Below are 22,150 nucleotides of genomic sequence, written 5' to 3'. Positions count from 1 at the left end.
ATGAAGATCCATTCCAGCCTGCTCGCCGCTGCCACCCTGGCACTGGCCTTCGCGGCCGCCCCCGCCCACGCCGCCCTGCGCGTGCTCGCCTGCGAACCCGAGTGGGCCGCCCTCGTGCAAGAACTGGGCGGGCCGCTGGTCGAGGTGGCCTCGGCCACGACCGCGTTGCAGGACGCCCACCAGGTCCAGGCACGGCCCAGCCTGATCGCGCGCGTGCGCAACGCGGACCTGCTGGTGTGCACCGGGGCCGAACTGGAAGTCGGCTGGCTGCCGGTGCTGCTCCAGCAATCGGGCAACGACCGCGTGCAGCCGGGGCAGCCGGGCAACTTCGCGGCCGCCGACTTCGTGCGCAAGCTGGACGTTCCCGCGCAGGTCGACCGCTCCCAGGGCGACGTGCACGCGGCGGGCAACCCGCACTTCCAGACCGACCCGCGCAACATCGCGGCGGTCGCCACGGCGCTGGCCACCCGCCTGCAGCAGGTCGACAAGGAGCACGCCGGCGAGTACGTCCAGCGCGCGACGGCGTTCCAGCAGAAATGGCAGCAGGCGATCGCGCGCTGGACCGCCCAGGGCGCGCCCCTGCGCGGCGTGCCGGTGGTCTCGCAGCACAAGGGCTACGTCTACCTGTACGACTGGCTGGGCCTGAAGGAAGTGACGGTGCTGGAGCCCAAGCCCGGCGTCGAGCCCAGCGCCGCCCACCTGCAGTCGGTGCTGGCGACGCTGAAGGCGACGCCGGCGCGCATGGTGCTGTACTCGGCCTACCAGGACCCGCGCCCGTCCGAATGGCTGTCGCGCAACGCCGGCATTCCCTCGGTGAAGGTGCCCTTCACGGTGGGCGGCAGCGATGCCGCCAAGGACCTGTTCGGCCTGTTCGACGACACGGTGACGCGCCTGGTGGCGGCCGCGGCGGCGGCCCGATGAACTGGGGCGCCATCGATGCCGGCATCCTCGGCCCGGCGCTCGCCGCCGGCCTGCTGGTGCTGGCCACCCACGTCCCCCTCGGCATGCAGGTGCTGGACCGCGGCATCGTGTTCATCGACCTGGCGATTGCCCAGATCGCCGGGCTGGGCGTGATCGCCGCCGATGCGCTGGGCCTGCCGGAACACGGCCTCGCCGTGCAAGGCGCTGCGCTGTGCGCGGCGCTGCTGGGCGCGGCGCTCCTGACCTGGACCGAGCGGCGCGCCGCCGCGCAGCAGGAGGCGCTGATCGGGGTGCTGTTCGTGCTCGCGGCCTCGGTCGGCCTGTTGCTGCTGGCGAGCAACCCGCACGGCGGCGAGCACCTGAAGGACTTGCTGGTCGGCCAGATCCTGTGGGTGGGTCCGCGGCAGCTCGTGCCGCTGGCGGCGGTGACGGCCTTGCTGCTCGCCGCCATGGCCTTCGGGGTGACGCGCCGCCTGGGGCGCTTCGGGTTCTACGCCGCCTTCGCGCTGGCCGTCACCGCATCGGTGCAGCTGGTCGGGGTGTACCTGGTGTTCACCAGCCTGATCGTGCCGGCGCTGGCCACGCTGCGCTGGCAAGGCCGCCCGCGCATGGTCGTTGCCTACGGCGTGGGAGCGGCCGGCTACGCGATCGGCCTGGCCCTGTCGGGGCTGTTCGACCTGCCTTCCGGGCCCACCATCGTCTGCGCGCTCGCCGGTGTCGCCCTGTGCGCGCCCTCGCTCCGCAGGCGCGCCGCCTGAGGCATCATCGCTGCCCACGGGCGCCGCTGCGGCGCGCGAGGGAGGGCCATGAGGGACAGGGACAAGCTGGCGCGGCGCGCGCTGGCCGCCATGGTGCTGGGCTGTGCATGTGTCGCGAGCCACGCAGCCGGCGGCCATCACGCGGTCGACGACGCGGAGATCCTGCCGCGCGGCGAATGCGAGCAGGAGACCTGGTTCAGCCGCGCGAGCGACGGGGAACGGCTGGTGCATGCCGGCGTGGGCTGCCGGGTCGGCCCGGTCGAGCTCGCCGCCGCCGGCGAGCACGCGCGAGCCGGCGACGAATCGGCCACGGCCTGGAACCTCGAGGTCAAGTGGGCCCGTGAGATCGTGGACGGGTTCAGCGTCGGCCTCGACCTGCAGCCCACGTGGCTGGCGCACCGAAGCCCGCGCTATGCCGGCACCCGCGTGGCCGCACTGGCCACCTGGAAACCCATCGACACGCTGGCGCTGCACTTCAATGCCGGCCGCAGCTTCGTGCGCGGCGAGCGCGACCTGCCCAACGGCGGCATCGCCGCGGAGTGGGCACCCGTGACGCGCTGGTCCTTTGTCGCCGAGCGCTACCTGGATGTCGAGACGCACTTCGTGCGCGGCGGCGCGCGCTGGGCCGCCGGCCGGCAATGGACCGTGGACCTGAGCTACGCCCGGCGCCTGAGCGGCCCGTTACCGTCCTTCTGGACGCTGGGCCTCTCGATCGACCTGGACGACGATTAGGCCGGCGCGCGCAGGAAGGCTTCGACGATCGCGGCCGAATGCCGGCTCGCCACCTGGTCGATGAAGGTGAGGAAGTCGCCATGCGCCTCGTCGTCGGCGCGGTCGGAGACGGTGCGCACCGCGGCGAAGGGGACGCCGTAGTCGTGGCAGACCTGGGCGAAGGCCGCGCCCTCCATCTCCACCGCCAGCGCCTCCGGCAATGCGCTGTGCAGGGCCTGGCTCTCCGCGGCGCTGGAAACGAACCGGTCGCCGCTGGCGACCAGCCCCCGGTGCACGTGCGTGCCGTGCAGCGCCTGGCGCACCGCCGCGGCGAGCCGTTCCGTCAGCGCGGGATCGGTGGCGAAACGGTCGGTGCCATAGAGCGGCACCTCGTAGCGCGGGAAGATCGGCGACGCGTCCAGGTCGTGCTGCAGGAAGCTGTCGGCCACCACGACATCGCCCCGGTTGACGCCCGGGGCGATGCCGCCCGCGACCCCGGTGAAGACGATGCGATCCACCTGGAATCGTTCGATCAGCGCCGTCGCCGTGGTGGCCGCCGCCACCTTGCCGATGCGCGACAGCACCGCGACCACCTCCTGCCCGTGCAGGTGCCCGACCCAGAATTCGCGGGCGCCCGCCACCTGCTTCTGCTCGTCGGGCAGCAGCGCGAGCACGGCGGCCAGTTCCTCGTGCATGGCGGAGACGATGGCGGTGCGCATCACGCCATTCTGCCCCGCCGGGGGCCGCGCCCCCCATCCAATGCACGCCGTGAGCGCCCCCAATGAGAAAGCGCGGCCGGGCCGCGCTTTCTTCTTCCATCAGGGCACCCGGAAAACGCCCTGGCGCTTCCGGGCCGGACGCCCTTATTTCATGTCGACGCCATAGAAGTTGTGGCGGCCGAACGGCGACAGCTTGAAGTCGATGACTTCCTTGCGCACCGGCTTGAGCTGCACCGCGTGGGCGATCGTCAGCCAGGGTTCCTGCTGCTTGAAGATCACCTGCGCCTGCTTGTACAGCGCGTCACGCTCGGCCGGCTTGGTCACCGTCTTGGCCTTCAGCACCAGGTCCTCGAAGGGCTGGTAGCAGAACTTCGCGACGTTGGAACCGTTGGTCTTGGCGGAGTCGCAACCCAGCAGCGTGTGCAGGAAGTTGTCCGGATCGCCGTTGTCGCCGGTCCAGCCCAGCATGCCCATCTGGTGCTCGCCGGCCTGCATGCGCTTGCGGTACTCGCCCCACTCGAAGGTCTTGATCTCGGCCTTGATGCCCACCTTGGCCAGGTCGGCCTGCATCAGTTCGGCGATCCGCTTGGCGTTCGGGTTGTAGGGGCGCTGCACCGGCATGGCCCACAGGTCGGTGCTGAAGCCGTCCTTCATGCCGGCTTCGGCCAGCAGCTTCTTGGCGCCTTCCGGATCGAAGGGCGTGTCCTTGACCGCGTCGTTGTAGGCGGACATGGTCGGCGGGATCGGGTTCTTCGCCACCACGCCGGTGCCCAGGTACACGCCGTCGATGATCGCCTTGCGGTTGATCGCCATGCTCACGGCCTTGCGCACGCGCACGTCGTCGAACGGCTTCTTGGTCACGTTGTACGCGAGGTAGCCGATGTTCAGGCCGGGCTGCTCCAGCACCTGCACGTTCGGGTCCTTGCGGATCGCCTCCAGGTCGGCCGGGTTCGGATAGGGCATGACGTGGCACTCGCCCTTTTGCAGCTTGGCCCAGCGCACGGACGCATCGGGCGTGATCGCGTACACGAGGTCGTCGATCTTGGCCTTGCCGCCCCAGTACTGCGGGAAGGCCTTGTAGCGGATCACCGCGTCCTTCTGGTACTGCACCAGGTAGAACGGGCCGGTGCCGATCGGCTCCTGGTCGATCTTCTCGGGCGTGCCGGCCTGCAGCATCGCGACCGCGTATTCCTTCGACTGGATGGCCGCGTAGGGCATGGCCAGGTTCGACAGGAAGGGTGCTTCCGGCTTGTTCAGCGTGATGCGCACCGTGAGGTCGTCCACCTTCTCCACCGACTTCAGCAGCTTGGGCATCGCCATGTCGTTGAAGTAGGAGTGGTTGGTGCTCGTCACCTTGTAGTACGGGTCCGCCTCCTTCCACTGGCGCTCGAAGGCGAACACCACGTCGTCGGCGTTGAAGTCGCGGCTGGGCTTGAACGCGCGCTGGTTGTGCCACTTCACGCCCTTGCGCAGGTGGAAGGTGTAGGTCATGCCATCGGCCGAGATGTCCCAGCGCTCGGCCAGGCCCGGCACGACCTTGGTGCCGCCGCGCTCGAACTCGACGATGCGGTTGTAGATCGGCTCGTTCGCGTCGAACGAGGTGCCGGTGGTGTTGACGCCGGGGTAGAAGTTTTCCGGGCTGCCCTCGGAGCAGAACACCAGGGTCTTGGCGCCTGCGCCCGCGGCGGCAGCGAGGGCCAGGGCGGCGATCGCGAAATGCTTCGTCAGCGGAACACGTTTCATGGGAACTCCTTGCAGTTGAGGCCCCGGCTCAGCCGGGAAGGGACGCATTATCGGAAACTGCCGCTTCGGGGAAACCCTTGGCGAGGAAGTCGTCCGCGAAGTGGCAGGCGACCAGGCGTTCGTCCACCAGGCGCGGCAGCGGCCGGTCGCGATGGCAGACCTCCTGCGCATACGGGCAGCGGCTGGAGAACACGCAGCCCGCCGGCGGATGCAGCGGCGAAGGCAGCTCGCCCTGCAGCACGATCCGCTTGTTCATGCGCGGTCCGATGCCGGGCGTGGAGGCCAGCAGCGCGTTGGTGTACGGATGCAGCGGCTGGCCGAAGATCTTTGCACGCGGCCCCTGCTCCATCACGTGGCCGAGGTACATCACCAGCACGTCGTGCGCGATGTGGCGCACCACGGCGAGGTCGTGCGAGATGAACAGGTAGGCGAGCTTGAACTCCTGCTGCAGGTCCGACAGCAGGTTGAGCACCTGCGCCTGGATCGACACGTCCAGCGCCGACACCGGCTCGTCCGCCACCACCAGCCGGGGTCCCGGCATCAGCGCGCGCGCGATCGCGATGCGCTGGCGCTGGCCGCCGGAGAACATGTGCGGATAGCGGTTGGCGTACTCGGGGCGCAGCCCCACCTGCGCCAGCATGGAGCGCGCGCGCGCCGCTCGCGCTGCCGCGTCCAGGTCTGTGTTGATCGCCAGCGGCGCTTCCAGCACCGCGCTGATCTTCTTGCGCGGGTTCAGCGAACCGTAGGGGTTCTGGAAGACGAGCTGGACCGCTTGCCGCAGGCGGCGGCGCTCGCTGGCCGGCGTGTCCACCGCGTCGGTGCCTTCCAGTTGCAGCGTGCCCTCGGTCGGCTTCTCGATCAGCGCCACCATGCGCGCCAGCGTCGACTTGCCGCAGCCGGACTCGCCGACCACGGCCAGGGTCTTGCCCTCTTCCAGCGTGAAGGAGACGCCGCCCACCGCCTGCAGCTGCGCCGGCTCGCGGAACATGCCGCGCCGGATCGGGTAGACCTTGCGCAGGTTCTTCGCTTCGACGACGACCTTGCTCATGGGGCAACCTCCCCCGGTCGGGTGCGCTGCGCGCGCTGTGGCCGTGGAGCGCTCATGCGATCACCTCGATCGGCACCGGGACGTCGTGCTGGATCCGCTGCGCCCGCGACGGGTCGCCCAGCGGATAGTGGCAACGCACCTGGCCACCCTGCCAGTCGCGCAGTTCGGGTCGGACCGTGCGCGAGTGCTCGGTGGCGTAAGCGCAGCGTGGTGCGAACAGGCAGCCTGCGGGGCGGTCGAACACGCCCGGCACGACGCCGGGGATGGTGGCCAGGCGGTGCCCGGCCTCGCCCTGCTCCGGCAGCGCGGCCAGCAGCGCTTCCGTGTAGGGATGCTGCGGCTTGGCGAACAGCGCTTCGACGCGCTGCTGCTCCATCACCTGGCCCGCGTACATCACGGCGATGCGCTGCGCCATCTCGCTGACCACGCCCATGTTGTGCGTGATCAGCACCAGCGCCATGCCGCGCTCCTTCTGCAGGTTGCGCAGCAGGTCCAGGATCTGCGCCTGGATGGTCACGTCGAGCGCGGTGGTCGGCTCGTCGGCGATCAGCAGCCGCGGGTTGCAGGAGATCGCCATCGCGATCATCACCCGCTGGTTCATGCCGCCCGACAGCTGGTGCGGGTAGTCGTTCATGCGCGAAGCAGCGGCGGGAATGCCGACCTGCTCCAGCAATTCGATCGCCTGGCGCCGGGCGCTCTTCTTGTCCAGCGGCGAGTGCAGCAGCAGCGCCTCCATCAGCTGGTAGCCGATGGTGAAGCAGGGGTTCAGGCTGGTGGTGGGCTCCTGGAAGATCATCGCCATGTCCTTGCCCACCAGGCGGCGGCGCTCCTTGTCGGAGATGCCCAGCAGGTCGTTGCCGGCGAAGCGCAGTGTCCTGGCGCGCACGCGGCCGGGCCAGGCGATCAGGCCCATCAGCGCCATCATGGTGACGCTCTTGCCGGAGCCGGACTCGCCGACGATGCCCAGCACTTCGCCCTGGTCCAGCGTCAGGCTCACGCCTTCCACGGCATGCATGACGCTGCCCTGCGTCGGGAACTCGACGTGCAGGTCTTCGATTTCGAGCAGGGGAGCGGTCATCCAGCCTCCGGCGAGCCGCCTCCAGGAGGCTGCGCGCCGTCCTGGTGCAGAGAGCAAAGCGAACGTGGGGGTCTCATCTCTTGAGCTTGGGGTCGAGGGCGTCGCGCAGTCCGTCGCCCATCAGGTTGAAGGCCAGCACGGCGGCCAGGATCATCAGGCCGGGGAAGGTCACGACCCACCAGGCACGCAGCACGAACTCGCGGGCGTCGGCCAGCATGGTTCCCCACTCGGGCGACGGCGGCTGCGCGCCCAGGCCGAGGAAGCCGAGCGCGGCGGCGTCCAGGATGGCGGTGGACACGCCCAGCGAGGCTTGCACGATCAGTGGCGCCGCGCAGTTGGGCAGCACTTCGCTGAACATCAGCCGCAGGGTGCCCGCGCCGCTGACCCGCGCGGCCGTGACGTAGTCCCGCGCCACCTCGGCGATCACCGCGGCGCGGGTGATGCGCACGTAATGCGGCAGCACCACGACGGCCACCGCCAGCATCGCGTTGACCAGGCCGGGGCCGAGGATGGCGACGATCACGATCGCCAGCAGCAGGCTGGGCAGCGTCAGGATGATGTCCATCAGCCGCATGATGAAGATCTCGGTGATGCCGCGCGCGAAGCCGGCGATCAGGCCCAGCGCGATGCCGACCGCCACCGAGATCGCCACCACCGCCAGGCCGATCGACAGCGACAGGCGCGCGCCATGGATCAGGCGCGACAGGATGTCGCGGCCGATCGCGTCGGTGCCCAGCAGGAACTGCGCCGAGCCGCCCGCCGTCCAGGCCGGCGGCTTCAGGAAGGCCGCGCTGTTGGTGACGTCCGGCGCGTGCGGCGCGATCCAGGGCGCGAACACGGCCAGCAGCAGCAGCACGGCCACCACCACCATGCCGCCGACGGCGCCGTGGTTGGCGGAGAACGAGAGCCAGAACTCGCGCCAGGGCCCCGGGGGCGTGGGCGCCGTCTTGACGATGACGGTGGGAGCGACGTCAGCCATCTCAATGTCCCCCTTGGCGGATGCGCGGGTTGATCAGGCCGTAGGCGACGTCGACCAGCAGGTTCACGGTCATCACGATCACGCCGAGCAGCAGCATGCCGCCTTGCAGCACCGGGTAGTCGCGCCGGTTGATCGCCTCGATCAGCCATTTGCCGACGCCCGGCCACGAGAAGATGGTTTCGGTCAGGATGGCGCCGGTGAACAGCACGCCCACCTGCAGGCCGATCACGGTGACCACCGGGATCAGCGCGTTGCGCAGCGCGTGCACGCCGATCACCTTGAGCGGCGGCAGGCCCTTGGCCCGCGCGGTGCGGATGTAGTCCTCGCCCAGCACCTCCAGCATGGCCGAGCGCGTCATCCGCGCGACCACCGCCAGCGGGTTGGTGCCCAGCACGATGGTGGGCAGGATCAGGTGCTTGACCGCGGAGAAGAAGGCCCCCTTGTCGTCCGACAGCAGCGAGTCGATCAGCAGGAAGCCGGTCTTCGGTTCGATGAAATACAGCACGTCGAGCCGGCCCGACACCGGCGTCCACCCGAGCTGCACCGAGAACAGCAGGATCAGCAGCAGGCCCCACCAGAAAATCGGCATCGAGTAGCCGGTGAGCGAGGTGGCCATCACGCCGTGGTCGAACACCGAGTTGCGCTTCACCGCGGCGATGATGCCGGCGGGGATGCCCAGCACCAGCGCGAACACGATGGCGCAGACGGCGAGCTCGATGGTGGCCGGGAACAGCGCCGCGAATTCGCGGATCACCGGCTCCTGCGTGATGATGGACTTGCCCAGGTCACCGTGCAGCACGCGGCCGATGTAGATGCCGTACTGCACCAGCACGGGCTTGTCGAAGCCGTACTCCTGGATCAGCTTGGCGTGGCGGGCGGCGTCGATGCCGCGCTCGCCCGCCATGGTCTCGATCGGGTCGCCCGGCACCAGCCGGATCAGGAAGAAAGCCAGCAGCGTCATCCCGAAGAAGGTTGGGATGACCAGCGACAGGCGGGTCAGGAGGAAACGGAGCATGGGGCGTGATTGTCGGGCGGCTCGGCAGTCTGTCACCCCCGGGGATGCACCCGGGGGGTGTCACGAAGGAGGCAAAAGCTGCCAGCCGGCGGCTGGATGCAAGGACCGAGCCATGGGTCCGCGGGCCGGACCCGGGCCCGGCCGGGCTACTTCTTGTCGCGCAGCTCGCGCCGCAGGATCTTGCCCACCGGCGTCTTGGGCAGGTCGGTGCGGAACTCGATCACCCGCGGCTGCTTGTAGCCGGTGAGGTTGGCGCGGCAGAACTCGCGCACCTGTTCTTCGGTGAGCGCCTGGTCGCGCTTGACGATCACCAGCTTCACCGCCTCGCCGGTCTTTTCGTCCGGCACCCCGACCACCGCGCATTCCGCGACGCCCGGCAGCTGCATGACCAGCTCCTCGACCTCGTTCGGGTACACGTTGAAGCCGGACACCAGCACCATGTCCTTCTTGCGGTCGACGATCTTGAAATAACCGCGCTCGTCCATGACGCCGATGTCGCCGCTCTTGAAGTAGCCGTCCGCGGTCATGACCTTGGCGGTCTCGTCGGGACGCTGCCAGTAGCCGGCCATGACCTGCGGGCCCTTGATCGCGATCTCGCCCGGCTGGCCCAGGGGCACTTCGTTGCCGTCGTCGTCGATGCACTTCATCAGGGTGGACGGCAGGGGCACGCCGATCGTGCCGGTGAATTCGGTGCTGGTCACCGGGTTGCAGCTGGCCGAGGGCGAGGTCTCCGACAGGCCGTAGCCCTCGCAGATCGCGCAGCCGGTCTTCTGCAGCCACAGCTTGGCCACCGCGCCCTGCACCGCCATGCCGCCGCCGACCGACACCTTCAGGTTGGACCAGTCCACCTTGTCGAAATCCGGGTGGTTGGCCAGGCCGTTGAACAGCGTGTTGACGGCGGGGAAGCTGTGGAACTTCTGCTTCGACAGCTCCTTGAGCACCGCCGGCAGGTCGCGCGGATTGGGGATCAGGATCAGCTTCCCGCCGGTGCGCAGGTTCAGCATCATCCCGACCGTGAAGGCGAAGATGTGGTACAGCGGCAGCGCGCAGATGGCGGTCGGCTGCTCGCTGGCCGGAACCTTGCCCATCATCGGCTGGTTCCAGGCCTCGGACTGCAGCACGTTGGCGATCACGTTGCGATGCAGGAGCACCGCACCCTTGGAGACGCCCGTGGTGCCGCCGGTGTATTGCAGCACCGCCACGTCGTCCGGCTTGATCTCGGGCTTGCGCAGCGTGCCGCGCTGCCCGCGGTCGATCGCTTCCCTGAACCTGACGGCGCCCGGCAGGCTGTACGCCGGCACCATCTTCTTGACCTTGCGCACCACGTAGTTCACCAGCGCGCCCTTGAGCCCGCCCAGCATGTCACCCATGGTGGCCAGCACCACGTGCTTGACCGGCGTCTGGGCGATGCACTGCTGCAGCGTGCCGGCGAAGTTCTCGATGATGACGATCACCTTGCTGCCCGAGTCCTTCAGCTGGTGCTCCAGCTCGCGCGGCGTGTACAGCGGGTTGACGTTCACCACCACGAAGCCGGCGCGCAGGATCGCCGCCACCGCCACCGGGTACTGCGGCACGTTGGGCATCATGATCGCCACCCGGTCGCCCTTGGCCAGCCCCAGCCCCTGCAGGTAGGCGGCGAACGCGCGGCTGAGCGAGTCGGTCTCGCCGTAGCTCACTTCCTTGCCCATGAAGGAGTACGCGGTGCGCGCCGCGAACTTCTGGAAGCTTTCCTCCATCAGCTGCACCAGCGAGGCGTACTGCGCAGCGTCGATGTCCGCCGGCACCCCTTGCGGGTAGGCGCCGAGCCAGGGGCGAGTGTCCATGCGAGTCTCCTTTATTCTTCTTCCAGCGATGCCGGACGGAGGACAGGCCGCCCCGTCGTCCTCGGCCCGCCGCCGGGCCTTGCCGGTCGTCATCCTACCGACGAACCGGCCCCGGCCTCAGGCCATCAGCGCGGCCAGCACCTCGTCGAGCATCTTCTTGGCGTCGCCGAACAGCATGCGGTTGTTGTCCTTGTAGAAGAGCGGATTGTCGACGCCGGCGTAGCCGGAGGCCATGCTGCGCTTCATGACGATGGAGTGCCTGGCCTTCCAGACTTCCAGCACCGGCATGCCGGCGATGGGACTCGCCGGGTCTTCCTGCGCGGCCGGGTTCACGATGTCGTTGGCGCCGATCACCATGGCGACGTCGGTCTCGGGGAAGTCCTGGTTGATCTCGTCCATCTCCATCACGATGTCGTAGGGCACCTTCGCTTCGGCCAGCAGCACGTTCATGTGGCCGGGCATGCGGCCCGCCACCGGATGGATGCCGAAGCGCACCTTGACGCCCTTCTCGCGCAGCAGCTTCGTGATCTCGTACACCGTGTGCTGGGCCTGCGCCACCGCCATGCCGTAGCCGGGCACGATGATGACGTTCTTGGCCTCGCGCAGCATCTCCGCGGTTTCCACCGCGCCGACCGGCGATACCTCGCCGGCCGGCTGCGCATCGCCCGCCGAGGGCGCCGGCGTGCTGCCGCCGCCGCTGCCGAAGCCGCCGGCGATGACGCTGATGAAGTTGCGGTTCATGGCGCGGCACATGATGTACGACAGGATCGCGCCCGAGGAGCCCACCAGCGCGCCCACCACGATCAGCAGGTCGTTGCTGAGCATGAAGCCCGTGGCCGCCGCGGCCCAGCCCGAATAGCTGTTCAGCATCGAGACCACCACCGGCATGTCGGCGCCGCCGATGGCCATCACCATGTGCACGCCGAACAGCAGCGCGATCGCGGTCATCACGATCAGCGGGGTCATGCCGGCCTGGATGGTCTCGGCGTGGAGGAACTCCCGGCCGAACCAGATGACGACCAGCAGGCCCGCGAGGTTCATCCAGTGCCGCCCCGGAAGCAGCAGGGGCTTGCCGCCGATCTTGCCCGAGAGCTTGCCGAAGGCGATCACCGAGCCGGAGAAGGTCACGGCGCCGATCAGGATGCCGATGTAGATCTCCATCTCGTGGATCGCCTTTTCAGCCGGCGTCGGGAACACGGTCGACGTGTCGACGTAGCTGGCGAAGCCGACCAGGCAGGCGGCCAGGCCCACCAGGCTGTGCATCAGCGCGACCAGCTCCGGCATCTGCGTCATCTGCACCTTCTTCGCAGCGAAGAGGCCGATGCTGCCGCCCACCACCAGCGCGCCGATGATCCAGGCATAGCCGGCCGGCGAGACACGCGGGCCGAACACGGTGGCCAGCACGGCCACGGCCATGCCGATCATGCCGAAGACGTTGCCGCGGCGGGCGGTCTCGGGGTTGGCGAGGCCGCCCAGGCTCAGGATGAACAGGATGGTCGAGCCGATATAGGAAACGGTGGCGAGGCTTGCGTTCATGTCCGTGCCTTCTTATTTGCGGAACATCGCCAGCATGCGCCGCGTGACCGCGAAGCCGCCGAACATGTTGACGGCCGTGAGGGCCAGCGAGAACACCGCCAGCCCCAGGATCAGCAGGGACGGCCGGTTGGCGGCGTCCGTGAGCGGCGGCGCGACCTGGATCAGCGCGCCGATGGCGATGATCGACGAGATGGCGTTGGTCACGCTCATGAGCGGCGTGTGCAGCGAAGGCGTCACGTTCCACACCACCATGTAGCCGATGAAGCAGGCCAGCACGAACACGGTGAAGTGGGCCAGGAAGGAGATCGGCGCGTACAGGCCGACCAGCAGGAACAGCAGCGCGCCGACGCCGAACACCGTCGCCAGCGACTTGGCCGACATCGGTTCGCCGGCGCCGTGGCCGTGCCCCTTGGGCGCAGCCTGCGGCATGGCCGCCGGCTTCTTCGGCGCCGCGGCCGGGATCTTGGGCGGCGGCGGCGGCCAGGTGATGCTGCCTTCCTTGATGACCGTCAGGCCCCGGATGGCGTCGTCGTCCATGTTGACGTTGATCCGGCCGTCCTTGGCCTTGCAGAGTTCCTCGGCCAGGCGCAGCAGGTTGTTCGAATACAGCGTCGAGGACTGCTTGGCCAGCCGGCTGACCAGGTCGGTGTAGCCGACGATGGTGACGCCGTGCTTCACCACGGCCTGGCCGGGCTCGGTCAGTTCGCAGTTGCCGCCTTGCTCCGCCGCCATGTCGACGATCACGCTGCCCGGCTTCATGCTCCGGACCATCTCGGCGGTGATGAGCTTGGGTGCGGGCTTGCCCGGAATCAGGGCGGTCGTGATGATGATGTCGGCTTCCTTGGCCTCCCGGGCATACATCTCGCGCTGGGCCTGGAGGAAGCCCTCGCTCATCACCTTGGCGTAGCCACCGCCGCCCGAGCCTTCCTCCTCGTAGTCCACCTTGACGAATTCGCCGCCCAGCGACACCACCTGGTCGGCCACTTCCGCGCGCGTGTCGTTGGCGCGCACGATGGCGCCCAGGTTGGCGGCCGTGCCGATGGCGGCCAGGCCGGCGACGCCGGCACCGGCGATGAAGACCCGGGCCGGCGGGATCTTGCCGGCGGCGGTGATCTGGCCGTTGAAGAAGCGGCCGAAGGCGTTGGCGGCCTCGATCACCGCGCGATAGCCGCTGATGCCGGCCATGGAAGTCAGCGCATCCATCTTCTGCGCGCGCGACAGCTGGCGCGGCAGCGAGTCGATGGCGAGCACGGTGGCCTTGCGGTCCGCCAGCTGCTGCATGAGTTCGGGATTCTGCGCGGGCCAGACGAAGCCGATCAGCGTGGCGCCTTCGCGCAGGAGCCGGACTTCCTCCGGGCTGGGCGGGCGCACCTTGAAGACGATGTCGGCCCGGGACCAGAGTTCGGCCGCGGTCGGCGCGATCTCGGCGCCGACGGCGCGATAGGTGTCGTCGGCAAAGTTGGCGGCATCGCCGGCGCCGCTTTCCACGGCGACCGAGAAGCCGAGCTTGACGAGCTTCGCGACCACGTCGGGGACGGTCGCGACCCGCTTCTCGCCGGCCGCCGTTTCCTTCGGAACTCCGATCAGCAACGTTTCGGGGATCGCCCCGGGGGCGACGGCAAGGCGGGCTTCGCCCGCCGTGGTCTCGGCGGAGGCGCCGGTCTGCATGGATGTCTTCTCCTCGTTGTGAAGAGTTGGGGTCGATCAGGAATTTCGTGTCCTCTCCCCGGACACGTGACTGAACGCAAGCTTACATGAAACCCTGTCGAGCTCCAGGCATCACCTGGGAGCGATGAAAGCCATAAGCTACGCCACCGATGTCGTTCTCCACCGTCTTCGCGCTCTCCGCCGTGCTCCATCTCTACATCGGGGTGCGGCTCGCCTCCGCGCTGCCCGCCGCCGCCGGGATCGCCCTGGCGCTGGTGCTGCTCGCGTCCGCGGTGCTGATGCCGGCCGGCCTGCTGGCGCGTCGCCTGCTGCGGCCGCCGGCGGCCGACCGCCTGACCTGGGTGGGCATGCTGTTCATGGGCCTGTTCTCGTCGCTGCTGGTGCTGACCCTGCTGCGCGACCTCGCCGTGCTCGCACTGAATCTCGCCGGCGGGCCGGACCTGGACGAAGCCACGGCCATCGCCGTGCCGCTGCTGGCGCTCACTGTCACCGTCCTGGGTTTCTTCAACGCCCGCCGCCCCGCGCGGGTCAAGCGCGTGGACGTCACCTTGCCGACGCTGGACCCGGCGCTGGCGGGCTTTCGCATCGTCCAGATCAGCGACATCCACGTGGGCCCGACGATCAAGCAGGATTACCTGCAGGCGATCGTCGATCGCGTCAACGCGCTCGACGCCGACGTCGTCGCCATCACCGGCGACCTGGTGGACGGGTCGGTGGCGGAACTGCGCGCCCACGTCGCGCCGCTCGCGCAACTGCGCGCGCGCCACGGCGTCTACTTCGTCACCGGCAACCACGAGTATTACTCCGGCGTGCATGGCTGGGTCGACGAACTGCGCCGCCTGGGCGTCCGTGTCCTGCACAACGAGCACGTGGTGCTTCGGCACGCCGGTGCCGAACTGGTGCTCGCGGGCGTGCCCGACTACGGCGGCCATCACTTCGATCCGGCCCACGGCAGCGACCCCGAGGCCGCGCTGCGCGGCGCACCCGCGCACGCGGCGCGCGTGCTGCTGGCGCACCAGCCCCGCACGGCCGCCGCGGCGGCGCGCGCGGGCTTCGACCTGCAGCTGTCGGGGCACACGCATGGCGGCCAGTTCCTGCCCTGGACCTTCTTCGTGGCCCTGCAGCAGCCATATACGGCCGGGCTGCACCAGCTCGGCCGTTTGCAGGTCTACGTCAGCCGTGGGACCGGTTATTGGGGTCCGCCGAAGCGTTTTGGTGCACCATCTGAAATTGCCGAGCTGCGTCTGGCGGCGTCCGGCTGAGTCCTACGGCCCGGGAAGGCGTTGTCCTACGCTGTCGAGCTTGAAGCGTGCCGAACACTGCCTTCATGGCACGTGCAGCTTTCCTCTCGACCCCCCTCACCGGCGCCGGTGCCTCCAACGTCATTTACCTCGGAGCGGCCCTCTGCCGCCGCAAATTCGAACTGTTCTATCCCGATGGCTTCGAGGACGAGACCTACCTCGTGGCCGAGCGCTCGCACAAGGAGCGCGCCCACCTCGATTGGGAGACCGAGCTGGCTCCCGCGACCTTTCGCAAGCTGCTGGCGCGCGGCGAATTCCGCGCGATCGCCGATGCGGCGGTGCGCGTCGAGGCCCGCGCCAACCTGCTGTTCTCGTTCGAGCGCATGGCCTTGCGCGACGCCGTCAAGACGCCGGCGGGCGCGCGGCTGTTCGCGACCGAGCTGTACGCTTTCCTCTACGGTCACGGTTCGCTGCAGCGCCGCTTCAGCGACTGGATCGAAGCGCTGCGCGACCTGCCGCAACGCCAGAGCCGGGTGCTGACCTGGCCGATGGCCACGGTGTTCGGCTTCATCGCCCGACCCGAGCGCCACATGTTCTGCAAGCCGCGTGCGACCCGCAAGGCGGCGCGCGACTACGGCTACGCCCTGTCGTCCCGCACCCAGCCCACCTGGGCCGACTACCAGGACCTGCTGACCTTCGCCGCCGTGCTGCGCCGGGACCTCGACCGCAAGCCCGGCTTCAAGGCGCGCGACATGATCGACCTGCAGTCCTTCATGTGGGTGCAGGGGGCGGCGGAGTACGAGGCCTAGGCGGCAGGCCGCGGGCGCGCCAGCAGCGCCGCGCCTCCTCCGCCATCGGCAGCACGTTGAAGAGCAGCACGGCGCCGGCCACCGCCAGCAGGTAGGCCGGTGGCCAGGGCGAGCGCGTCGCGCGCAATGCGAAGTCGGCGCGTCCGCCGTCGAACAGCGCCTGGCCCTGGTCCCAGCCGATCACCGCCAGCAGCCCCAGCAGCAGCAGCGGCAGGATCTCCATGAAGCTGTGGATCATCTGCTCCAGCGGCGCCACCTCGCGGCGCGGCACGGTGTAGCGCAGCTCGATGAAGGTGGTCACCTCGTGCAGCAGGAAGGCCGCGGACACCAGCAGCAACAGCGCCGCGTTCACCTCCAGCAAGGCGACCGCGCCCAACGCCATGCCGGCTTCGGCGAACAGCAGCCAGTGGAACAGGTTCTCGCGCAGGCCGCTGGTGCGTTCGATCGCGGTGCGCCGGTGGCACCACCAGTCGGCCAGCCCGGCCAGGATCCAGAGCGGCACCACGCCGCCCATCAGCAGAAGCCGGGCGCCGTCCTGTGGAGTCATGGTGCGAACTGCTCCGTGCCCACCAGGCCGATCTTCACCAGGCCCGCGCGCTGCGCGCTGGTGAGGGCGGCGGCGACCGCCGCGTACTTGGCATGGCGGTCGGCGCGCAGGTGGATTTCGGGTTGCTCCGGCGCCTTCGCGGCGTCCGCCATCCTGGCATCGAGCGCGGCGCGGTCGGCCAGCGGCTCGCCGTTCCAGAGGAACTGCCCGGCGGCGTTCACGTCCAGCTGCACCACCACCGGCGGCGTCGGCGGGCGCGGCGCGGTGCGGCCGGGCATCTCGAGCCCGACGGCGTTGAGCTGGATCGGGATGGTGATGATCAGCATGACCAGCAGCACCAGCAGCACGTCCACCAGCGGCGTGGTGTTGATGTCCACCAGCGGTTCGGCATCGGGCTCGGCACCGGCGCGGATCTGCATGGCGTCAGCGCGAAGGCGGCTCGGTGAGGAAGCCGATGCGGGCGATGCCGGCCTGCTGCGCCGACAGCACCACGCGGCCGATCGCCTCGTAGTCGGCGCGCACGTCGCCGCGGATGTGCAGCTCGGGCTGCGGCTGCATGGCGGCGATCTTCACCAGCAGCTCGGTCAGCGCCGCCTGGTCGGGCAGGCGCGTGTCGAACCAGTAGGTGGCGCCGCGGGCGTCCACCGTCACGATCACGTTCTCCTGCTGCGCGTCGCTGCGCTGGTTCTGCTCGCGCGGCAGGTTCACCGCGATGGAGCTGTTCACCACCGGGATGGTGATCAGGAAGATGATCAGCAGCACCAGCATCACGTCCACCAGCGGCGTGGTGTTGATCTGCGCGATCAGCGTGTCCTCGCGGTCCTCGCCGGCGAACTGGATGGCCACGCTAGCGTCCTGTCCCGCCGGTGGCCAGCAGCACGGTGTGCAGGTCGGAGCCGAAGGCGCGCACGGTGTCCATCGCCACCTTGTTGCGGCGGACCAGCCAGTTGTAGCCCAGCACCGCCGGCACCGCGACCGCCAGGCCGATGGCCGTCATGATCAGCGCCTCGCCCACCGGCCCCGCGACCTTGTCGATCGACGCCTGCCCCGAGGCGCCGATGCGCACCAGCGCGTTGTAGATGCCCCAGACCGTGCCGAACAGCCCGACGAAGGGCGCCGTGGAACCCACGGTCGCCAGCACGGCCAGGCCTTCCTGCGTGCGGCTGTGCACCGTGCCGACGGCGCGCTCGATGCTTTGCGCCACCCAGGTGTTGAGGTCCACCTTGCCGATCAGCCCCCCGTGCTTGTGCGTGGCCTCCAGCGCCGACTCGGCGATGAAGCGGTAGGGGCTGCCGGGCTGCAGCGCCTGCGCGCCCTGCTGCACCGTGTCGGCCTTCCAGAAGCTGGCGTTGGCCGCCCGCCCCTGCCCGCCCAGGCGCGATTGCGCCAGCAGCTTGGTGATCAGCACGTACCAGCTGGCCAGCGACATCACGACCAGGATCACGATGGTGGTGCGCGAGACGATGTCCCCCTGCCCCCAGAGCGCGCCGAACCCGTAGGGATTCGACGGCGCGGGCGGCGCCTGGATCGCGGGCAGGCTGGATTGCGCGGCGGCCGGCAGGACGGCGGCGAGGAACAGGAGGAAGGCGGCAGCGGTTCGGAGCATGGAGGTGCGGGGGCCGGGAAGGCCACATTCTGCGGCCAGACGGCGGCCACGTGCCCGGACGCCCCGTTGCAGGGACTGGCGCGCGCCTTGGGCCGGGAAGGAGCCCCGATAATGCGCGCCATGGACCACCGTTGGCGACCGAGCGTCACCGTGGCCGCCGTGATCGAACGCGACGGCCGCTTCCTGATGATCGAAGAAGAAACGTCCGAGGGCTTGCGGATCAACAATCCCGCCGGCCACCTGGACCCCGGCGAGACGCCGGCGGAAGGCTGCGCGCGCGAGGCGCTGGAGGAGACGGCCTGGCATTTCCGGCCGACCGGCCTGCTGGGCGTCTACATCTCGCGCTTCCAGCGGTCCGTCACCGGCGAGGACATCACCTACCTGCGCTTCGCCTTCACCGGCGAACTGGGCCACGAGGAAGTCGGCCGGGCGCTGGACGTGGGAATCATCCGCACGCTGTGGATGACGCCGGACGAATTGCGCGCCACCGCCGAGCGCCATCGCAGCCCCCTGGTGCTGCGCTGCCTGGAGGACTACCTGGCCGGCGTGCGTCTTCCGCTGTCCGCCATCTACTGCGACCCCAGCATCCGCGGCCCCGGCCAGGAACGCGACCAGGATCCCAGCGACGGCGAAGGGCGTTAGGAGTCTTCGCGGCAGAGAAACGGGCCTGCGCAGCCTCCTAGGCCACGAGGTTGCGCAGGGGCTCGCCGGCGTTCCAGCGCCGCAGGTTGTCCAGGAACAGGCCCGTCACGCGCGCGGCATTGCCGTCGGAAAAGCCCGCGCTGTGCGGCGTCACCAGCACGTTGGGCAGCGCCCAGAGTGGCGACGCCGCCGGCAGCGGCTCGTGCGCGAACACGTCGAGGAAGGCGCCACCGAGGCGACCGGACTGCAGCGCCGCGACCAGCGCCGCTTCGTCCACCAGTTCGCCGCGCGCCACGTTCACCAGCCGCGCATGGGCCGGCAGCAGCGCCAGCGCGCGGCCATCGATCCATCCGCGCGTGGCCTCCGTCAGCGGGCACGCCAGCAGCAGCCAGTCCGCCTGCGGCAGCACCTCGTGCAGCCGGGTGCCGGGCACCGTGGCAAAGCCTTCGCCCGCGGGGCGGTCGTGCTGGCGCACCACCGTCACGCGCAGCCCGAGCGCCAGCAGCAGCCGTCCCAGCTGCTGGCCGATCGGCCCCCAGCCCACCAGCACGGCGTGCTGGCCCTGCAGGTCGCGCGGCAGGCCGCTGGCCAGCAGCGGCGCCCAGGTGCGCTCGCGCTGCGCGGCCCACAGCTGCGGCAGGTGCCGCGCCAGCGCCAGCAGGCCGGCCAGCGCGCTGTGCGCCACCACCGCTGCGTTGACACCCGATGAGGTGGTGACCTGCACGCCGCGCTCGCGCAGCCGCACGTACACCGGGCGGTCCGCGCCCGCCGAATGCACGTGCACCCAGCGCAGCGCGGGCGCGGCCTCCAGGGCGTCGTAGAACGCCTGCGTCGCCGGCTGCACCTCGTGCTTGGTGGACAGCCCGGTGACGTCGCGCGACACGAAGGCCACATCGACTTCGCCTTGCGCCGTGTCGGGCGCGAGCAGGCGATGCGGCCGTCCGCCCAGCGCCAGCGCGATGTCGTTCGCGAGGGCCGAGGCCGACGCGCGCGACAGCAGGATGCGCAGCGGCGCGGCGCTCACTCGGCGGTGGCCTTCGATTCGCGCACGATGCCCTTCCACTTCTCGTGTTCCTTCTGCACGAACAGGCCGAACTGCAGCGGCGTTCCGCCCACCGGGTCGGCGCCCTCGCGGATCATCTGTTCCTGCAGTGCGGGCAGCGCCTCGTTGACGGCCCTGTTCAATTCGGCGATCACGTTCTCCGGCGTGCCCTTGGGCGCGAAGAAGCCGAACCACGAACCCGCCTCGAAGCCGGGGAAGCCCTTGTCCGCCACCGTCGGCACGTTGGGCAGCGAGCGCGAGGGTTTCACGCTGGTCACCGCCAGGGCGCGCAGCTTGCCGGCGTGGATGTGCTGGATCACGGAAGGAATGGTCGCGAACATGAACTGCACGCGGCCGGCCAGCAGGTCCTTCAGCGCCTCCGCGCCCTTGTACGGGATGTGCGTCGTTTCGATGTTGGCGCGCTGGCTGAGCATGAAGCCGGACAGGTGCGAGGAGGTGCCGATGCCGGTGGAGCCGTAGTTCAGCTTGCCCGGGTTCGCCTTCGCATGGGCGAGCAGTTCTTCCACCGAGTGGGCCGGCACCGAGGGATGCACCACCAGCACGTTGGGCACGTCGGCGATCTGCACGACCGGCACCAGGTCGGACAGCGGATTGATGTTCAGCTTGCTGTACAGCGAGGGGTTCACCGCCATCGGCCCCACCGAGTTGACGATCAGCGTGTAGCCGTCCGGCGCCGAACGCGCCGCCAGTTCGGTGCCCAGGTTGCCGCCCGCTCCCGGCTTGTTGTCCACCACGAAGGGCTGCTTGAACCGTTCGCTCAGCTTCTGGCTCACCGCGCGCGCCAGGATGTCGGTGGTGCCGCCGGCGGTGAACGCGACCAGGACGCGCACCGGCCTGGCGGGATAGTCCGGCGCCTGCGCGAACACAAGGGTGGAAGGCAGGGCCAAGGCCGCCGCGGCGGCCAGCAGGCTGCGGCGCCGCAGCGCGGATTCGGAACGGCTCACGATGTGTGTCTCCTGTCGTCGTGGACTGGGTCGCGTCTTCGCGCGCTCAGTTCCGGAAGCCCGGGTCGATGCGGTCCAGCTTGCGCAACAGCGCCGGCCACTCCATCACGCCATAGGGCCGGCGCGTGCCGGGCTGGTAGTTGTTCCAGGTTTCCTCCAGCACCGGCCGGGGCACCTGCCGCAGCGGCGTGTTGCAGGACATGGCCCCGATCTGCGAACGGCAGGCCAGCTCCAGGCGGTGCGTCCAGTTGAAGGCCTCGCCGGTGGTGCGGCCCACCACCAGCGCGCCGTGGTTGCGCAGGATCACCGCCTCGCCGTCGCCCAGGTCGCGCAGCAGCGATTCCTGCTCCTTCGTGTCGAGAACCACGCCCTGGTAGTCGTGGTAGCCGATCTTCAGGAAGCGCATCGCCGTCTGCGTGATGGGCAGCAGCCCGCACTCCAGCGCCGACACCGCCATCGACGCCCAGCTGTGCGTGTGGATCACGCAGCCGATCTCCGGGCGCGCCGCATGCACCGCGCTGTGGATCACGTAGCCCGCCTTGTTGACGCCGTAGTTCAGGCCGCCGAAGTCGGGACTCGACAGGATGTTGCCCGCGACGTCCACCTTGATCAGGCAGGAGGCCGTGATCTCCTCGTACATCATCCCGTAGGGGTTGATCAGGAAGGCGCCCTCCTCGTCCGGCACGCGGCACGAGATGTGGTTGGCCATCATGTCGGCCATGCCGTAGATCTCGACCAGCCGGTAGCACGCCGCGAGGTCCACGCGCGCCTGCCATTCCGGCTCCGAACAACGACCCTGCATCGACGGGATGTCGAGAACTCCAGCCTTCTTCTGCACTGCCTGTCTCCTGCTTTTGCGGCGGCCTCAGGGTACAGGCTCCCCCGCGCCTTCGACAAGCCCGCTTACTTCGGACAGTTGCCCGACAGCGCGCGCCCCACCACCGAGGGCGCATTCAGCAGGCCGTTGACCGTGCCCGCCTTCTCGCTGCCGTGCAGGCAGTCCTGGCGGGCCGCGCCTTCCATGCCCGCTTCCAGCGCGTCCTTGGGCTTGCCGCGGCGCAGCTGCTCGTTGGCCATGTCGGACAGGCTGCGGCGCTGCGTGTTCCAGGGGCCGGGGACGATCTGCCGCGGTGCCGGGGGCAGGATCACCGGTGCCGGCGGCAAGGCCGGCCGCCCGGCGGCGGGCGGCGCCACACCGGGCGGGCCCCACTCCGGTGACGGCGCGGGGACCGGCGACGGTGAGCCGGCTTGCGGGGGACCGGGAGCGACCGGCGCATCGACGACCGGCCCTTGCGGGCG

The 22,150-nt window shown here is 69.7% G+C and carries 22 protein-coding genes and 1 pseudogene; 6 read left to right on the top strand and 17 right to left on the bottom strand.

Annotated elements, in window-relative coordinates:
- Genes AC1DSA_RS23060 through AC1DSA_RS23050 form a run of 3 tightly spaced genes read left to right on the top strand, consistent with a single transcriptional unit; the run spans nt 1 to nt 2,411 of the window.
- A complete protein-coding gene (locus tag AC1DSA_RS23060) occupies nt 1–921 on the top strand; it encodes a metal ABC transporter substrate-binding protein (protein WP_477893238.1) in 921 nt (306 codons plus the stop codon).
- Entirely contained in the window at nt 918–1,679 is a 762-nt protein-coding gene (locus AC1DSA_RS23055; RefSeq protein ID WP_477893237.1) for a metal ABC transporter permease, read from the top strand. The genes AC1DSA_RS23060 and AC1DSA_RS23055 overlap by 4 nt, the downstream gene beginning before the upstream one ends.
- 48 nt (nt 1,680–1,727) lie before the next feature.
- Nucleotides 1,728–2,411 carry a hypothetical protein gene (locus AC1DSA_RS23050; RefSeq protein ID WP_477893236.1) on the top strand — a complete coding sequence of 228 codons (684 nt, stop codon included), beginning with the start codon at nt 1,728–1,730 and terminating at the stop codon, nt 2,409–2,411.
- On the opposite strand, the gene AC1DSA_RS23045 is transcribed toward AC1DSA_RS23050, so the two are convergent.
- From AC1DSA_RS23045 to AC1DSA_RS23005, 9 genes are all read right to left on the bottom strand, one after another.
- Entirely contained in the window at nt 2,408–3,109 is a 702-nt protein-coding gene (locus AC1DSA_RS23045) for a 5'-methylthioadenosine/adenosylhomocysteine nucleosidase (RefSeq protein ID WP_477893235.1), read from the bottom strand. The two genes, AC1DSA_RS23050 and AC1DSA_RS23045, sit on opposite strands and share 4 nt — an antisense overlap.
- Nucleotides 3,110–3,253: 144 nt before the next feature.
- Complete coding sequence (locus tag AC1DSA_RS23040; RefSeq protein ID WP_477893234.1) at nt 3,254–4,852, bottom strand: ABC transporter substrate-binding protein; 1,599 nt, start codon at nt 4,850–4,852, stop codon at nt 3,254–3,256.
- A 28-nt stretch (nt 4,853–4,880) separates the two neighbouring features.
- Nucleotides 4,881–5,900, bottom strand: coding sequence for a dipeptide ABC transporter ATP-binding protein (locus AC1DSA_RS23035; protein WP_477893233.1), 1,020 nt, complete (start codon nt 5,898–5,900; stop codon nt 4,881–4,883).
- Nucleotides 5,901–5,952: 52 nt separating this feature from the next.
- Nucleotides 5,953–6,978 carry an ABC transporter ATP-binding protein gene (locus AC1DSA_RS23030; RefSeq protein ID WP_477893232.1) on the bottom strand — a complete coding sequence of 342 codons (1,026 nt, stop codon included), beginning with the start codon at nt 6,976–6,978 and terminating at the stop codon, nt 5,953–5,955.
- Between the two features lie 73 nt (nt 6,979–7,051).
- On the bottom strand, nt 7,052–7,957 hold the full coding sequence (locus tag AC1DSA_RS23025) for an ABC transporter permease subunit (RefSeq protein WP_477893231.1): 906 nt from the start codon (nt 7,955–7,957) through the stop codon (nt 7,052–7,054).
- 1 nt (nt 7,958) lies between these two features.
- Entirely contained in the window at nt 7,959–8,972 is a 1,014-nt protein-coding gene (locus tag AC1DSA_RS23020) for an ABC transporter permease subunit (protein ID WP_477893230.1), read from the bottom strand.
- Nucleotides 8,973–9,118: 146 nt separating this feature from the next.
- Nucleotides 9,119–10,795: a long-chain-fatty-acid--CoA ligase gene (locus AC1DSA_RS23015; RefSeq protein WP_477893229.1), complete on the bottom strand. Its 1,677-nt coding sequence runs from the start codon at nt 10,793–10,795 to the stop codon at nt 9,119–9,121.
- 117 nt (nt 10,796–10,912) lie between these two features.
- Entirely contained in the window at nt 10,913–12,331 is a 1,419-nt protein-coding gene (gene pntB, locus AC1DSA_RS23010; protein WP_477893228.1) for a Re/Si-specific NAD(P)(+) transhydrogenase subunit beta, read from the bottom strand.
- Between the two features lie 12 nt (nt 12,332–12,343).
- Complete coding sequence (locus tag AC1DSA_RS23005) at nt 12,344–13,999, bottom strand: Re/Si-specific NAD(P)(+) transhydrogenase subunit alpha (protein WP_477893227.1); 1,656 nt, start codon at nt 13,997–13,999, stop codon at nt 12,344–12,346.
- Nucleotides 14,000–14,148: 149 nt separating this feature from the next.
- On the opposite strand from AC1DSA_RS23005, the gene AC1DSA_RS23000 reads away from it, so the two are divergent.
- Complete coding sequence (locus AC1DSA_RS23000) at nt 14,149–15,261, top strand: metallophosphoesterase (protein WP_477893226.1); 1,113 nt, start codon at nt 14,149–14,151, stop codon at nt 15,259–15,261.
- Nucleotides 15,262–15,326: 65 nt separating this feature from the next.
- Nucleotides 15,327–16,049: a hypothetical protein gene (locus AC1DSA_RS22995; protein ID WP_477893225.1), complete on the top strand. Its 723-nt coding sequence runs from the start codon at nt 15,327–15,329 to the stop codon at nt 16,047–16,049.
- Here the strand turns inward: AC1DSA_RS22995 and AC1DSA_RS22990 are convergent.
- From AC1DSA_RS22990 to AC1DSA_RS22975, 4 genes are read right to left on the bottom strand one after another with little or no spacing between them, the layout of a single operon-like run.
- The gene (locus tag AC1DSA_RS22990) at nt 16,012–16,596 is read right to left on the bottom strand and encodes a diguanylate cyclase (RefSeq protein ID WP_477893224.1); all 585 of its coding nucleotides are present in this window, start codon (nt 16,594–16,596) and stop codon (nt 16,012–16,014) included. The two genes, AC1DSA_RS22995 and AC1DSA_RS22990, sit on opposite strands and share 38 nt — an antisense overlap.
- Nucleotides 16,593–17,015: an ExbD/TolR family protein gene (locus AC1DSA_RS22985; RefSeq protein WP_477893223.1), complete on the bottom strand. Its 423-nt coding sequence runs from the start codon at nt 17,013–17,015 to the stop codon at nt 16,593–16,595. Before AC1DSA_RS22985 ends, AC1DSA_RS22990 begins: the two co-directional genes overlap by 4 nt.
- Before the next feature lie 4 nt (nt 17,016–17,019).
- Nucleotides 17,020–17,442 (bottom strand): ExbD/TolR family protein, encoded by a 423-nt coding sequence (locus tag AC1DSA_RS22980; protein ID WP_477893222.1) that lies wholly within the window; start codon nt 17,440–17,442, stop codon nt 17,020–17,022.
- 1 nt (nt 17,443) lies between these two features.
- Nucleotides 17,444–18,202: a MotA/TolQ/ExbB proton channel family protein gene (locus AC1DSA_RS22975; protein WP_477893221.1), complete on the bottom strand. Its 759-nt coding sequence runs from the start codon at nt 18,200–18,202 to the stop codon at nt 17,444–17,446.
- Nucleotides 18,203–18,322: 120 nt separating this feature from the next.
- Between AC1DSA_RS22975 and AC1DSA_RS22970 the strand changes: the two genes are divergently transcribed.
- Nucleotides 18,323–18,844: an NUDIX hydrolase gene (locus AC1DSA_RS22970; protein ID WP_477893220.1), complete on the top strand. Its 522-nt coding sequence runs from the start codon at nt 18,323–18,325 to the stop codon at nt 18,842–18,844.
- Nucleotides 18,845–18,881: 37 nt separating this feature from the next.
- Here AC1DSA_RS22970 and AC1DSA_RS22965 read toward each other — a convergent pair whose 3' ends face one another.
- The 4 genes and pseudogenes from AC1DSA_RS22965 to AC1DSA_RS22950 form a co-directional block, all read right to left on the bottom strand.
- Nucleotides 18,882–19,868 (bottom strand): NAD(P)-dependent oxidoreductase, encoded by a 987-nt coding sequence (locus AC1DSA_RS22965; RefSeq protein WP_477893219.1) that lies wholly within the window; start codon nt 19,866–19,868, stop codon nt 18,882–18,884.
- Nucleotides 19,865–20,851 (bottom strand): Bug family tripartite tricarboxylate transporter substrate binding protein, encoded by a 987-nt coding sequence (locus tag AC1DSA_RS22960; RefSeq protein ID WP_477893218.1) that lies wholly within the window; start codon nt 20,849–20,851, stop codon nt 19,865–19,867. Before AC1DSA_RS22960 ends, AC1DSA_RS22965 begins: the two co-directional genes overlap by 4 nt.
- 46 nt (nt 20,852–20,897) lie before the next feature.
- On the bottom strand, nt 20,898–21,653 hold the full coding sequence (locus AC1DSA_RS22955; protein ID WP_477893277.1) for a class II aldolase/adducin family protein: 756 nt from the start codon (nt 21,651–21,653) through the stop codon (nt 20,898–20,900).
- A 101-nt stretch (nt 21,654–21,754) separates the two neighbouring features.
- Nucleotides 21,755–22,150, bottom strand: a pseudogene (locus tag AC1DSA_RS22950) (hypothetical protein); the annotation flags it as partial.

Source organism: Ramlibacter sp. P4_H7, from assembly GCF_056400765.1.
This window is presented reverse-complemented; position numbering and strand designations above follow the sequence as displayed.

Bases quoted from the DNA above. Each gene is read 5' to 3' on its own strand.
- AC1DSA_RS23060 (WP_477893238.1), top strand. From the start codon at position 1: ATGAAGATCCATTCCAGCCTGCTCGCCGCTGCCACCCTGGCACTGGCC.
- AC1DSA_RS23055 (WP_477893237.1), top strand. From the start codon at position 918: ATGAACTGGGGCGCCATCGATGCCGGCATCCTCGGCCCGGCGCTCGCC.
- AC1DSA_RS23050 (WP_477893236.1), top strand. From the start codon at position 1,728: ATGAGGGACAGGGACAAGCTGGCGCGGCGCGCGCTGGCCGCCATGGTG.
- AC1DSA_RS23045 (WP_477893235.1), bottom strand. From the start codon at position 3,109: ATGCGCACCGCCATCGTCTCCGCCATGCACGAGGAACTGGCCGCCGTG.
- AC1DSA_RS23040 (WP_477893234.1), bottom strand. From the start codon at position 4,852: ATGAAACGTGTTCCGCTGACGAAGCATTTCGCGATCGCCGCCCTGGCC.
- AC1DSA_RS23035 (WP_477893233.1), bottom strand. From the start codon at position 5,900: ATGAGCAAGGTCGTCGTCGAAGCGAAGAACCTGCGCAAGGTCTACCCG.
- AC1DSA_RS23030 (WP_477893232.1), bottom strand. From the start codon at position 6,978: ATGACCGCTCCCCTGCTCGAAATCGAAGACCTGCACGTCGAGTTCCCG.
- AC1DSA_RS23025 (WP_477893231.1), bottom strand. From the start codon at position 7,957: ATGGCTGACGTCGCTCCCACCGTCATCGTCAAGACGGCGCCCACGCCC.
- AC1DSA_RS23020 (WP_477893230.1), bottom strand. From the start codon at position 8,972: ATGCTCCGTTTCCTCCTGACCCGCCTGTCGCTGGTCATCCCAACCTTC.
- AC1DSA_RS23015 (WP_477893229.1), bottom strand. From the start codon at position 10,795: ATGGACACTCGCCCCTGGCTCGGCGCCTACCCGCAAGGGGTGCCGGCG.
- pntB (WP_477893228.1), bottom strand. From the start codon at position 12,331: ATGAACGCAAGCCTCGCCACCGTTTCCTATATCGGCTCGACCATCCTG.
- AC1DSA_RS23005 (WP_477893227.1), bottom strand. From the start codon at position 13,999: ATGCAGACCGGCGCCTCCGCCGAGACCACGGCGGGCGAAGCCCGCCTT.
- AC1DSA_RS23000 (WP_477893226.1), top strand. From the start codon at position 14,149: ATGTCGTTCTCCACCGTCTTCGCGCTCTCCGCCGTGCTCCATCTCTAC.
- AC1DSA_RS22995 (WP_477893225.1), top strand. From the start codon at position 15,327: ATGGCACGTGCAGCTTTCCTCTCGACCCCCCTCACCGGCGCCGGTGCC.
- AC1DSA_RS22990 (WP_477893224.1), bottom strand. From the start codon at position 16,596: ATGACTCCACAGGACGGCGCCCGGCTTCTGCTGATGGGCGGCGTGGTG.
- AC1DSA_RS22985 (WP_477893223.1), bottom strand. From the start codon at position 17,015: ATGCAGATCCGCGCCGGTGCCGAGCCCGATGCCGAACCGCTGGTGGAC.
- AC1DSA_RS22975 (WP_477893221.1), bottom strand. From the start codon at position 18,202: ATGCTCCGAACCGCTGCCGCCTTCCTCCTGTTCCTCGCCGCCGTCCTG.
- AC1DSA_RS22970 (WP_477893220.1), top strand. From the start codon at position 18,323: ATGGACCACCGTTGGCGACCGAGCGTCACCGTGGCCGCCGTGATCGAA.
- AC1DSA_RS22955 (WP_477893277.1), bottom strand. From the start codon at position 21,653: ATGCAGGGTCGTTGTTCGGAGCCGGAATGGCAGGCGCGCGTGGACCTC.